The sequence below is a fragment of the Chitinilyticum piscinae genome (assembly GCF_015223195.1).
GTDB classification, from domain to species: Bacteria; Pseudomonadota; Gammaproteobacteria; order Burkholderiales; family Chitinibacteraceae; genus Chitinilyticum; species Chitinilyticum piscinae.
Map to the genome: position 1 here is coordinate 261,662 of NZ_JADFUA010000004.1, position 11,927 is coordinate 273,588.

Genomic DNA, 11,927 nt, shown 5'->3' on the forward strand with positions numbered 1-11,927 from the left:
CTCCTGGCATCTGATTGACTGACAATACCGGAAAACAACCCGGTCACTTGCACGACAACACAGCACACATCAGCAGACCGAAAGTACAAGGACAGCTATTGGCGCCTTACAAATCACTATAGCGCTCGACTTCTGCAAGGCAAGTACGGCTTGCTGCAATGCACAAACAACATCGATCCTGCTGCGGCCCGGGATTGTGGTCTAGATTGATGGAGTGCCCTCACGCCTGCATCTGCCCGCCATGACAGCTGAACTTGATCTTCACGTATTCCGGCAACTGGTCGACCAGAACCCTGCGGGGATGTATCTGACCGATACCCGGGGAAACTGTCTTTATACCAACCCGGCCTGGCAGATCATGTACGGGCTGGATGCCGAACAGGCTCTGGGCGCAGGCTGGGCCTCGAGCCTGCATCCGGACGACAGCGAGCAAGTGTTCCGGCAATGGCAGCTGGCCGTGCAACGCGGCAGCGCGTTTGAAATGACCTTCCGTATCCGTGTTCCTGATGGCGAAACCCGCTATGTCCTGTCGCGTGCCCGCCCCTTGCATGATCAGGAAGGCAATACAGTCGGCTATGTTGGCAATGTCGAAGACATCACGCCCTTGCACATGCTGGGTAATCAGCTGGCCGAACGCGAGCAGCATATCGCCAGCCTGCTCTCGCACCTCCCTGGCATGGCCTACCAGTGCCGCAATGATCCGGACTGGACGGTGCTGTATGCCAGTGAGGGTTGCCTGCCGCTGACCGGTTATCCGGTCGCGGCACTGTTGGGCAACCGCGACACCTGCCTGGGCGATCTGGTGCACCCCGATGACCGCGAGTGGCTCTGGCAGAAGTGCCAGCATCATCTGGCGCAGCGCCTGCACTGCAGCAATGAATACCGCATCGTCACCGCCGATGGCCAGATCAAATGGGTCTGGGATCAGGCTGACGGCCGTTACGATGCCGATGGGCAATTGGTGTATATCGAGGGCTACATCAGTGACATCAGTGCCCGGCGGGAGCGCGATCAGGCGCTGCTGGAAAGTCAGGCCAAATTCCAGGATCTGTATGACCATTCACCGGACATGCTGCTGTCCATCGATCCGCATAGTGGCCTGATTCTCGAATGCAACCAGACACTATTGAATACCCTTGGACGTACCAAGGCGGAGACCATAGGCTGCAGCGTCTTCGACATCTATACCCTCGAAAGTGCCGATATGGTGCGGCGAGTTACCCTGCCCTATTTTCTTGAGCATGGCGAAATTCGCGATGTCGAGCTATCAATACGCACCCGCAGTGGCAAAGTATTGACTGTTTTGCTCAGTAGTACTGCGGTGCGCGATGCGAACGGACGCATCTTGCACACCCGCTCGGCATGGCGGGACATCACCGCCCAGCAGGCAGCAGCCAAAGCACGGCAGCTGACTGAACAACGACTGCAGCAGCTCTATGACAGCCTGACCATATCGGTCTGGCTGGAGGACAAGACGGCGCTGCTGCAGCACATGGAGCAACTGCGGCACGACGGAGTGACCGATCTGGCAGCCTATCTGGATGAACATCCGGCGGCCGTATTTGAAATGGCGCAACTGATGCGGGTTATCGACGTCAACCCGACAACGCTGACGCTGTTTGAAATCCCGGATAAACAGCAGCTTCTGGATGAGGGTTTCTTGGCCCTGTTCGGGCCTGATGCCCCACAGGTCATGCGCGACGAATTGCTGGCCTACTGGCGTGGCGACCCGCAATTCAGCGGCGAAGTCGATCTGCAGACTTGCAGCGGCAAAGCGCTGCGCGCGCAAATCTCCTATCCCATCCCGCGCGATCTGGACGAGGCAGTCTGTGTCCCAGTGAGCATTCTGGATATTTCGGCACGGGTACAGCTCGAGCAGGAACAGCGCCTGCACAGCGAGATGCTGCTGAATATGGAAGAAGGCATCCATCTGGTGCGCGCCGACAGCGCCGAGATTGTCTATGCCACCCCGCGCATGGAGCGGCTATTCGGCTACGCTCCTGGTGAGTTGCTCGGCATGCCGGTGCATCAGCTCAATGCCCAGAGCGGCCAGGATCCGGAGCAGCTGGCCAGCCGCATCATGCAGGCATTGCGCAGCCAGGGCGTCTGGCATGGGGAAGTACACAATCGCCGCAAGGATGGCAGCGAATTCTGGACCCAGGCACATATATCGACCTTCCATCATCGCGAACACGGTCTGGTCTGGGTCACCGCCCAGCGCGACATCAGCGATTTCCACCGGGCACAGGATCAGCTGGCGTTCACCAATGCCGAATTGGCCGCTGTTGCGGAGATTCAGGGGGCCTTCATCGAAACCCAGAACGAGGAAAATGCCTTTGCGCGGATGCTGGAGTTGCTGCTGCAGCTCACACACAGCGAATACGGCTTCATCGGCGAGGTGTTCCTTGACCCCGAGAATGATCAACCTTATCTGAAAACGCATGCCCTCACCGACATCAGCTGGGATGACGCTACCCGGGCGCTGTACGCCCGCAGCCTGCAGGGCGGACTGGAATTTCGCAATCTGGATACGCTCTTCGGTTACTGCATGAAAGAGCGGCAACTGGTCATCAGCAACGACCCGGCTAACGACCCGCGCGCCGGTGGTTTGCCCAAAGGGCATCCGCCATTGAAGGCATTCATCGGCTTGCCGGTATTTCGCGGCAACGAAATGGTGGGATTGATCGGCCTGGCCAACCGGCCAGGCGGCTATACAGCGGAGATTGCGGAGAACCTGACGCCAGTGGTGGCCACATTCAGCCAGGTTATTTTTGCGCTGCACAGCCGCCGCGAGTACCACCGTACCAGTGCCGCGCTGCGCGAAGCCGAAAACCGCCTGCATTTTGCCATCGAGGCTGCCGGTCACGGCATCTGGGACTGGGATATCGCCGGCCAGCGCGTCAGCTATGACCATGGCTGGCAACGCCTGCTGGGCTTTTCACCCGAGGAAATGCCGGGGACGCCGCAAAATGATTTTGGCCAGGTCCATCCGGATGACCGTGCCGTGGTCGAACAAGCCTTGCAGGCGCATCTGAGTGGTCAGGCCGAGCTGTTTCTGGCGGAATGCCGGGTACGCCACAAGGCGGGCCACTACCCCTGGATGCAAATCCGCGGCATGGTCACCAGCCGCGATGAAGCCGGGGTAGCGCTGCGCATGCTGGGCACCATCACCAACATCGACCGGCGCAAGCACATCGAAGCCGAGCTCGATTCCCAGCGCGGCCAGCTCGCAGGCATGATCGATACGGCAATGGATGCCATCGTGACCACCGATGCCGATTTCTGCATCATCCTGTTCAACCATGCCGCTGAAAGCATGTTTGGGTTCAGCGCCAGCGAAGCCATCGGCCAACCGATCGAATTGCTCATCCCGCCGGCGCAGGCGCTGCTGCATCGCGACATGATGCGACGCTTTGCTGCCAGCGGCAGCCAGAGCCGGCGCATGAAGGGCATCAGTGTGCGGCAGATCATCGGGCAACGGCGCAACGGCCAGGTGTTTCCGGTGGATGTGGCCATCTCGTATTCGGAAAACAGTGGCCGTCCGATCTACACGGCCATGATTCGCGACATTACCGAGCGCAAGGCCGCCGAAGATGAATTGTTGCAACTGGCCGCAACGCTGGAGCACCGGGTCATCGAACGCACCCGGGAGCTGGAACAGGCCAAGGAAGAAGCGGAAGCCGCCAGTCTCGCCAAGAGCACCTTCCTGGCCAATATGAGCCATGAAATCCGCACCCCGCTCAATAGCGTGCTCGGCATGGCCTATCTGGCCCAGCAGACGACACTCAGTCCCCAGCAGCGCGATTACCTGGAAAAAATCACCCTGTCAGGCAACCATCTGCTTGGGCTGCTGAACGATATTCTCGATTTTTCCAAGATCGAGGCCGGCAAACTGGAGCTCGACTCGGGCGATTTCTCCTTGCGCAGTCTGGTTGAAACACTGCGCATCCTGCTGGAGCAGAAAGCACAGGAAAAACAGCTCACTCTGCTCCTTGAGGTGGACTCGCAGATCGCTGACCTGCTGCATGGCGATGCGCTGCGGCTCAAGCAAATCCTGCTGAATCTGCTCAGTAATGCGATCAAATTCACCCACGCTGGCAAAGTCAGCCTGAGTATTGCCCGTCAGCAGCAGGATCAGGGCGCGGAGCTGCTGCGATTTACCGTCAGTGATACGGGCATCGGCATACCGGCATCGGCACTGCCGCATCTGTTTGATTCCTTTACCCAGGCAGACAACTCGACAACCCGTCGCTACGGTGGCAGCGGACTGGGGCTGGCCATCAGCCAGCAACTGGTGCAGAAAATGGGCGGCGAGCTGGTGGTGACCAGCACTGCGGGCGCAGGCAGCCAGTTCAGCTTCACGCTGCGCCTGCCGCTGGCAAGCGGCTCCGGACCACTTGTGCCGACCAGCGTGCTGCCGCAGGATTATCGCGCCCTGCTCGCGGGCAAGCGGGTGCTCGTGGCTGACGATCACCCGTTCAATCTGCAAGTCGCGCGCGAGTTGCTGGATGAGATCGGCATTGAGGTCACGCTCGCGGAAAATGGCCGGCAGGCCGTCGAACTGGCACTGGGCGGTGATTTCGATGCCATCCTGATGGATGTGCAGATGCCGGAAATGGACGGGTATGCGGCCACACGCGCATTGCGCCAGAATCCGGCCTTTGCCGCGATCCCCATTCTGGCGCTAAGTGCCAATGTCTCCACCAGCGACCGCCGCAGTTGCCTGGAGGCCGGCATGACCGATTTTGTCGGCAAGCCGGTACAACCGGAACAGCTCTACCGAACCCTGGCCCACTGGCTGGGACATGACCGGCAGCCTGCCTCTGGCGTCGCTGACTCGGCCCACCCGAGTAAGCCTGCCAGTCCGGTTGCCAGCCAGGCATTGCTGGATGAAGCCGCCATGCGCAGCATGCTGGGCGATGACCGTGAACGGCAGGAACGGTATTTCGGCAAATTTGCCGAAGCCATGCACAGCGGGCTGGCCAGCATGCACGAACTGCTGGCTGCCGAGGATGCCGATCAGGTGCGGCGTGAAAGTCATCGGCTGAAATCCATTGCCCGCACCGTCGGCGCACTGCGCCTGGCCGGGCAACTTGAGTCAATCGAGAAATCTGACGAGGGTATAGACCTAAAAGCACTGCAGGAACAATACCTGCAGGCCAATACCCTCTATAAGCAAACTGCAGAGTGGCTGCAGCAGCAGGGCTATCTGCATTCAGCGGCACCCAGCACTGCAACGGCTTCTGCCGCAGAGGACCAATATGCCGAACTGACCGTGCTGCTGCTGGATGACGATCCCTTCACGCTGGAGTTGCTGCAACAGCACCTGGCGGATCTGGGCGTGGGCAGGACCTTCAGCTTCAGCAATGCCAATGCGGCGCTCAGCTACTTGAGCGAGCAGCATCCGGACTGGATATTGTGCGACTTGCAGATGCCGGAAATGGACGGGGTCAGCTTCCTCAGGCAAGTCGGGCTTACCGGCTTTGATGGCGAAGTCGCCATTCTTTCGGGTATGGATAGCCACGTCCTGCGGGCAACAGAACGGCTGGCGCGCTCCTTCGGCGTGCATCTGCATGCTGCGCTGGCCAAGCCGGTCAGTCGGGAACGGCTGGCCAGCCTGCTGACTGAGCAGGCCGATCGGCCGGCCACCGAACCCAGGCAGCAGGCTAGCAGTGCGCCACTTGGCGAGCAGGAATTGCGGCTCGGACTGGCAGAAGGTGCGGTCGAGCTCTACCTGCAACCCAAGGTTGACGCACGCAGTTACCGGCTGCTGGGCGCCGAATGTCTCGCGCGCTGGCGGCATCCGCAGCGCGGGCTGCTGACCCCGGATCACTTCATTCCGGTGCTCGAGGAAACCGGGCTGATTGATGAACTGACCTTCAGCATCTTCCGTCAGGCCGTCGCACTCTTGCGGGTCTGGCAGGAGCAAGGTCTCGATCTGAAATTGTCGATCAATATGTCGATGCATAATCTGAACCGGCTCGATCTGCCGGAACAGTTGCTGGCGATTCTTGATGAAGCCGGCATCAGTGCCAGCAAAATCACGCTGGAAATCACCGAAACGCAACTGGCTCACGATTACGTGATCAGTCTGGATATCCTCACCCGCTTGCGGATCCAGGGGTTCGGTTTGTCGATTGATGATTTCGGCACCGGATTTTCCACCCTGGAGCACCTGCTGCAGACACCGTTTTCCGAATTGAAAATCGATCAGGCCTTCGTGCGTGGCGCCAGCCACGACACATCGGCCCAGGCCATTCTGGAACACAGTGTGCAGCTCGGTCAGCGCTTTGACCTCAATCTGGTTGCCGAAGGCGTGGAAACCCGCGAGGATTGGCAGCTGGTGCTGGCACAGGGCTGTCATGAAATACAGGGCTACCTGGTTGCCAAACCGATGAACACGGCCGATTTCATGGCCTGGCGTGAGGGCTGGGAAAGCAGCAACATGCCTTCGCAATAAGCGGCTTTCGTCTACAGTTACAAAACAAGAAAACAAACTGGTGTTGCAATGGACAACGATAAACCACTGGTACTGGTAGTTGATGATGACCCCTTCATGCTGGACTTCATCCAGGACAGCCTGGCCGAGGATTGCCGGGTGGTAACCTGTGAGAATGCCAATGCCGCGCTCGACAAGGCCCGCTCGCTGCTTCCGGCGTTGATCATTACCGACGTACTGATGCCCGGCATGGATGGCTATGCACTGTGCAAGGCGATTCATGATGATTTCGACATTGGCGATACGCCAGTGCTGTTTCTGTCCGCGCTGGATGATCTGGAAAACCGCCTGCAGGGCTTTGAAGTCGGCGGGGAAGACTTCATCCTCAAGCCGGTCAATCCCAAAGTGCTGCAAGCGAAAGTCCGGCATGTGCTCAAACTGGTGGATGAACGCCGCCAGCTGAAAAACCAGGCCCAATACGCCACCAGCACCGCCATGGTCGCCATGACCAGCATGAGCGAAACCGGGCTGCTGATCGAAGGCATGAAGCTCTTCAACCACAGCCACAGCCCCGAGGCACTGGCACGTGCCATCCTGCAGGCGATCGGGATGTTCGATCTGGAATGCGTCGTCGAAGTCCTGCTGCCGCAAGGTACCATTGCCCTCAACCGGCAGGGGCCTGCCAGCGAGCTCGAAATTTCCGTCATTCGTCACATGGCCGAGATGGAGCGGATCACCCAGTACCGCAATCGCCTGTCAATCTGCTATCCGAATGTCCGCACGGTAATCCACAACCTGCCCCTATACGACCCGGATCGCTGCGGCCGGCTGCGCGATCATCTTGCCATGCTGATCGAAGCCGCGGAGGTGCGGCTAAGTGCCATCGAAGCCGCCATCACGGCACAGCAGCGGGGCAATGTGATCAACCATTCGGTGCAATCCATGACCACCGCACTGGAGAATATCGATCAGCTGCAAAGGCAGGGGCGCGCCACCAGTGCCGAAATCTTCAATGAAGTCCTGCACCGGGTCGAAATGTCCCTGGTCGGGCTGGAGTTGAGCGAAAAGCAGGAATTCGCCCTGCTATCGATCATTCGGGAAGGCTTCGAGGAAATTGCCAGCGTCCAGCTCGCCGAAGCGCATTTTCAGGATCTGCTGACCAATATGGTGCAAGAACTCAAGCAGGCCAGCAGTTAGCCATCCTCCTGCCTGTGGCAGTACATGTCGCACAACCGACTTAGCAGGCTGCCAGTGGCAGCCAGCTAGGACGGCAGCCTGTTCCTGATCCGTGCCTTGGCCTCGGCAGGCATGGCTGCGATGCCCTCTGCTTCAAGGGTGTTTACCGTTTGCAGCACGTGCCGCAACTGTTCCAGCTGCGCCTTGTGCCGGCGGCAATGGCGGCAAATCAGCATGTGCAAGCCGATCTGCAAGCGACGATAGCGGCCAAGCGGCAGTTCCGCCTCCAGTGTCAGATCACGGGTCACCTCACGACAGCTCAGCATCACGACCTCCCTCCGTCAGACATACCCGCAGCGTTTGCCGCGCACGGAACAGCAACTGATACATGTTCGCACTGCTGATACCCAGATTCTCGCAAACTGCGCCAGCCGGCTCGTCATTGAGCTCGCGCAGCCAGAAAAGCTGCGCCATCCGCCGCGGCAATCTGGCGATGCAGGCATCAATCAGCGCCCGCAGCTGCTTGTTGTCCAGCTCGCGCGACGGATCGCGCCAGTCCACCGGCGCATTCGCCCAGTGCCCATCCTCGGCAAACAGATCGTCATCGCCCACGCTGTGTGCCAGCTCGGCATCAAGCGGTGCCAGCTGCCAGTGCTGCTGCTCACGCAGCACGTCGATGATCTTGAATTTCAGGATGCCGGTGAGCCAGGTGCGAACGCTGGACTGGCCGGCAAAACGGTCGGCCCCTTCCAGCGCGGCCAGCAGCGTGTTCTGCACGGCTTCTTCTGCCAGATGCGGATCACGCAGGCGGCGCAGTGCGAAGGCGTACAGCATATCGCCATGCTCATCCAGCCACTGCAGTGCGGGCTTGCTCATTCTGTTCCTTGTAGTTTGTGCGGGCACGGCAGCGTAGCCAGCCTTCCAGCGACCAACTGCCAACCCCATGCAGCACAAGATAGCCCAGCAACACGGCCCACAGGTAGTGATCTTTCAATTCCAGCACTTCCAGTGCCGGGTAGGAGACGGCAGCCACCGCATTCACCACAAACAGCCCGGCCGCCGCGAAGCGCCCCGGCCAGCCCAGCACCAGCAGCACCGGCAGCACGATTTCCCCCGCCGTACCCATTACGGCGGCGACGTCGGGCGGCAGCAGTGGCACATGATATTCCTCAGTAAACAGCATGATCGTGGTATCCCAGTCGCGCAGCTTGGTCAGCCCGGAGAGGAAAAACACCTTGGCCACATACAGCCGTGCCAGCAGCGCGGCCAGCGGCTGCAGCAGCTCCATGCCGCGTTCGAACTGGCGATAGGCCGCCACCACCCTGTTCATCAGCTTCATGCTTGTTCTCCGTTTGCTTCCGTAATGGCGATCACCGCGCCGCTGGCAAACAGCCAGCCGAGCCACTCGCCCACCGGCGCGCTGTCATCCACGGCCAGCGCGGCCTCCAGTGCGGCCAGCACCGGCGCGCCTTGCTGCAGCGCCAGATACATGGCAAAACGCGCCGGCGCAATCTGTTGCCAGTCGGCGCGCAACACCAGCAGTGCCTGCCCGCCAGCGTTGATGTCCGCCGTCGCGCCGCCCTGATGCATCGCCAGCAGGTCGGCAAGCGGCCAGTGCGCGGATTGCGCCAGTTGCAGCGCCGGGTGCAGCGTGAGCGTCAGCGATTCCAGTGTGTCAGGGGCGAAACCGGCCAGCGCGGCAGGCGGTTCGGCTTCGGCATCGTCAGCCAGAAAACCCAGCCAGCACGACCAGTCCAGCCGCGCCACGTCGGCCAGATAGAGCAAGTCACTTGCCGGGGCAAAGCCGGCGATGAAATCGGGAAAATCCGCGCCCAGCGCGTGCAGATTGGCCGACGTGGCCGGCGTGGCATCGACATAAACTCGCGCCATCGCCGCAAAGAAATCCGCGCCCACCAGCGCCTCTACCGTGGCAAAGGTATTGCCCAGCGCCGCCACGCGATTTATGCGGCAGTTGGCGCGGTAATGGCGCATGCGTTCCGCGTGCAGCAGGCCAGCGGGCACGGCGCTCTCGTCATCCAGCAGTGCGGCAAAGGCCGTGATGGCTGTGGCGTAGCTCATGCCGTTACCTCCAGGGTATTGCCCTCAAGCCTTCGCACATGAAGGGCTAGCTGCAGATACTCCTGATACAACTCGGCAAACTCGCCCAGATTGCTGTCGCGCTCCAGCAGCACCGGCTGTGGCCCCCATTGGCGCAGCGCCGCATCCAGCAGCGCCAGCACCTCGGCCGAGACGGCCGCGCCGTGCGTATCGACCGCCGTGCCGTCGAAATACTCGAAACCGGCGACGTGGATTTCCGCCACGGCTGCCGCCGGCAGCGCGGCGACCTCGGCCAGCGGGTCAACGCCGAGATTGAGCGCGTTGACATGAAAATTGTTCAGATCGACCAGCAGGCCGCAACCGGTACGCCGGTGCAGCTCGGCCATCAGCTCGCCCTCGCCGATCACCTCGCCGGCAAAACCCACATAGGCCGACACGTTCTCGATCAGCAGCGGGCGCTGCAGCAGGTCCTGCACCTGCGCAATGCGGCCGGCCAGATGCGCAATCACGCCATCGACGCGCGGCACCGGCAGCAGGTCGTTGTAATAGCGGCCGGCGTGCTGGTTCCACGCCAGATGCTCGGATACCGCCGCCGGCTCCACGCGCTGCACCAGTTCGCGCAATTGCGCCAGATGCCGCGCATCCAGCTCGCCCAGCCGCCCCAGCCCCAAACCCACGCCATGCAGGCTGAGCGGGTAATCGCGGCGGATGGCCAGCAGGCTCGCCAGCGGCGCGCCACCGCCAAAGTAGTTTTCACTGTGGACTTCCCACCACGCCACATCCGGGCGGCTGGCCAGCACGGCCTCGACATGCGGCGCGCGCAGTCCAAGTCCGGTCGAAACAGGCAATTGGCTCAGTTTCATACATACCCCAATACGGATAGGCCCATAGGTCTCGATTAAAGATACCTACAGGCCCATACCCTGATTACATTGCCTTGAGCGTGCCCTTCATCTCGACACAGGTGCCAGCCGGAACGTACTTCCATTCCTTGGGATCCATATCCTTGCTGGCCTGACCGGCGCAGGCATGGCCATTGGCCTTGCAATCGTTCTGGCCGGCCTTGGCCACGCCGAAACATTTTTCCTTCTCGGCAGCGGCAGCGGTGGTGCTCACACCGGCAGCCAGTACGGAAGCCAGGGCAACGGCCAGCAGGGCAGTCTTGTTCATGGTGTTCTCCAGTTCGTTAAGTAGTGTCGAGGATGAGTCCTCTGATGCTTGGTCGGGCAAAGCGAAAACTTCTTACAGTCCACTCGCAAGAAAATCTGCCAAACCGGCATTCCCAGCGAATACTGCACTGGCGATGCGATCCAGCACCCGACACCCGCACAGGAGATCACTATGAGCAGACATTTTCCAGCCACCGCCCGCAGCATCGGGCTGCGCTTCACACTGCTCTTCGCGAGCGCCTTGCTTGCCACGCCGGCGCTGGCCGCCAATACAGCACCGGAACCATCAGCTACAGCAGCGGCAAAACCATCGTCAAAACGGGCCCGCAGGGCGATCAGGTCACCCTGCTGGATGCGCAAGGCCAGCTTGCCGGTGAATCCGTCTGTGATGCCGGCAGCTTCGCAGCCTATCTGAGCCTCTTTACCGTGCTGCGTGATGCGGCACGCCAGAGCAAGCAGGATGCACTGGCCGCGACGATTGCCTACCCCTTGCGCGTGAACGGCGGCAAGGTCCGCAGCGTGCGCGACGATGCTGCGCTGCGCAAGAATTTTGCGCAGGTTTTCACGGGGCCGGTCATCGCAGCGATCGGCAAGGCCGAGCCCGCTGCCGTCTTCTGCCGCAATGGCCAGGCCATGTTTGGCGACGGTGTGGGGTGGGCAGAACTGCGCGGGAAACAGGCCAGGGTGGTGGTAATCAACACGGGCCTGTAATCAGGCAGCCAAGGAGAACAATTCGGCCGGGCCGGTCACGTAGCAATCCACCACAGCCGTGCGGTGGCCCCGCAAGCGGAAGACGAAGTCTATGGCGCAACATGGACAGGTGCGCAAACGGCACGCCACAAGTATCATCAATGCATTAAAATGCAAATAACTGATCACTGGCAATACGTAAATGGATACCAGAACCCGCCTGCAGCAATGGATGCGTCACCATGGCCTTACCCAAGGGCAGCTTGGGCAGCAAGCCGGCGTTCCGCAGCCCACAATCCAGCGCATCCTGTCCGGTGATACGGCCTCGCCACGTACCGAAACCTTGCGGAAACTGATTTCGGCACTTGGCTTGACGCCGGCAGAATTCGAAGCCG

General features: G+C 60.7%; 9 protein-coding genes and 1 pseudogene. 4 read left to right on the forward strand and 6 right to left on the reverse strand.

Going from position 1 to position 11,927, the window contains the following annotated elements:
* Positions 1–241 precede the first annotated feature (241 nt).
* A complete protein-coding gene (locus tag INR99_RS09145) occupies positions 242–6,460 on the forward strand; it encodes a PAS domain S-box protein (protein WP_194116034.1) in 6,219 nt (2,072 codons plus the stop codon).
* Positions 6,461–6,508: 48 nt separating this feature from the next.
* Positions 6,509–7,636 carry a response regulator gene (locus INR99_RS09150; RefSeq protein WP_194116035.1) on the forward strand — a complete coding sequence of 376 codons (1,128 nt, stop codon included), beginning with the start codon at positions 6,509–6,511 and terminating at the stop codon, positions 7,634–7,636.
* A 65-nt stretch (positions 7,637–7,701) separates the two neighbouring features.
* Here INR99_RS09150 and INR99_RS09155 read toward each other — a convergent pair whose 3' ends face one another.
* The 6 genes from INR99_RS09155 to INR99_RS09180 form a co-directional block, all read right to left on the reverse strand.
* Positions 7,702–7,941, reverse strand: coding sequence for a hypothetical protein (locus tag INR99_RS09155; protein WP_194116036.1), 240 nt, complete (start codon positions 7,939–7,941; stop codon positions 7,702–7,704).
* Positions 7,925–8,491, reverse strand: coding sequence for a sigma-70 family RNA polymerase sigma factor (locus INR99_RS09160; protein ID WP_194116037.1), 567 nt, complete (start codon positions 8,489–8,491; stop codon positions 7,925–7,927). The genes INR99_RS09155 and INR99_RS09160 overlap by 17 nt, the downstream gene beginning before the upstream one ends.
* A complete protein-coding gene (locus INR99_RS09165; RefSeq protein WP_194116038.1) occupies positions 8,460–8,954 on the reverse strand; it encodes a DoxX family protein in 495 nt (164 codons plus the stop codon). The genes INR99_RS09160 and INR99_RS09165 overlap by 32 nt, the downstream gene beginning before the upstream one ends.
* The gene (locus INR99_RS09170) at positions 8,951–9,694 is read right to left on the reverse strand and encodes an HvfC/BufC N-terminal domain-containing protein (protein ID WP_194116040.1); all 744 of its coding nucleotides are present in this window, start codon (positions 9,692–9,694) and stop codon (positions 8,951–8,953) included. Before INR99_RS09170 ends, INR99_RS09165 begins: the two co-directional genes overlap by 4 nt.
* Positions 9,691–10,536, reverse strand: coding sequence for an MNIO family bufferin maturase (gene bufB / locus INR99_RS09175; protein WP_194116041.1), 846 nt, complete (start codon positions 10,534–10,536; stop codon positions 9,691–9,693). Before bufB ends, INR99_RS09170 begins: the two co-directional genes overlap by 4 nt.
* 64 nt (positions 10,537–10,600) lie before the next feature.
* The gene (locus INR99_RS09180) at positions 10,601–10,843 is read right to left on the reverse strand and encodes a BufA1 family periplasmic bufferin-type metallophore (protein WP_194116042.1); all 243 of its coding nucleotides are present in this window, start codon (positions 10,841–10,843) and stop codon (positions 10,601–10,603) included.
* A gap of 32 nt (positions 10,844–10,875) precedes the next feature.
* Here INR99_RS09180 and INR99_RS09185 point away from each other — a divergent pair, with 32 nt between their 5' ends.
* Both INR99_RS09185 and INR99_RS17910 read left to right on the forward strand, forming a co-directional pair.
* The gene (locus tag INR99_RS09185; protein WP_194116043.1) at positions 10,876–11,553 is read left to right on the forward strand and encodes a hypothetical protein; all 678 of its coding nucleotides are present in this window, start codon (positions 10,876–10,878) and stop codon (positions 11,551–11,553) included.
* 181 nt (positions 11,554–11,734) lie between these two features.
* Positions 11,735–11,911 (forward strand): annotated as a pseudogene (locus tag INR99_RS17910) (helix-turn-helix domain-containing protein); the annotation flags it as partial.
* Positions 11,912–11,927 lie beyond the last annotated feature (16 nt).

What these genes read in the sequence shown, in the direction of transcription:
- INR99_RS09145 (WP_194116034.1), top strand. Translation starts at nt 242, where the DNA reads ATGACAGCTGAACTTGATCTTCACGTATTCCGGCAACTGGTCGACCAG.
- INR99_RS09150 (WP_194116035.1), top strand. Translation starts at nt 6,509, where the DNA reads ATGGACAACGATAAACCACTGGTACTGGTAGTTGATGATGACCCCTTC.
- INR99_RS09155 (WP_194116036.1), bottom strand. Translation starts at nt 7,941, where the DNA reads ATGCTGAGCTGTCGTGAGGTGACCCGTGATCTGACACTGGAGGCGGAA.
- INR99_RS09160 (WP_194116037.1), bottom strand. Translation starts at nt 8,491, where the DNA reads ATGAGCAAGCCCGCACTGCAGTGGCTGGATGAGCATGGCGATATGCTG.
- INR99_RS09165 (WP_194116038.1), bottom strand. Translation starts at nt 8,954, where the DNA reads ATGAAGCTGATGAACAGGGTGGTGGCGGCCTATCGCCAGTTCGAACGC.
- INR99_RS09170 (WP_194116040.1), bottom strand. Translation starts at nt 9,694, where the DNA reads ATGAGCTACGCCACAGCCATCACGGCCTTTGCCGCACTGCTGGATGAC.
- bufB (WP_194116041.1), bottom strand. Translation starts at nt 10,536, where the DNA reads ATGAAACTGAGCCAATTGCCTGTTTCGACCGGACTTGGACTGCGCGCG.
- INR99_RS09180 (WP_194116042.1), bottom strand. Translation starts at nt 10,843, where the DNA reads ATGAACAAGACTGCCCTGCTGGCCGTTGCCCTGGCTTCCGTACTGGCT.
- INR99_RS09185 (WP_194116043.1), top strand. Translation starts at nt 10,876, where the DNA reads ATGAGTCCTCTGATGCTTGGTCGGGCAAAGCGAAAACTTCTTACAGTC.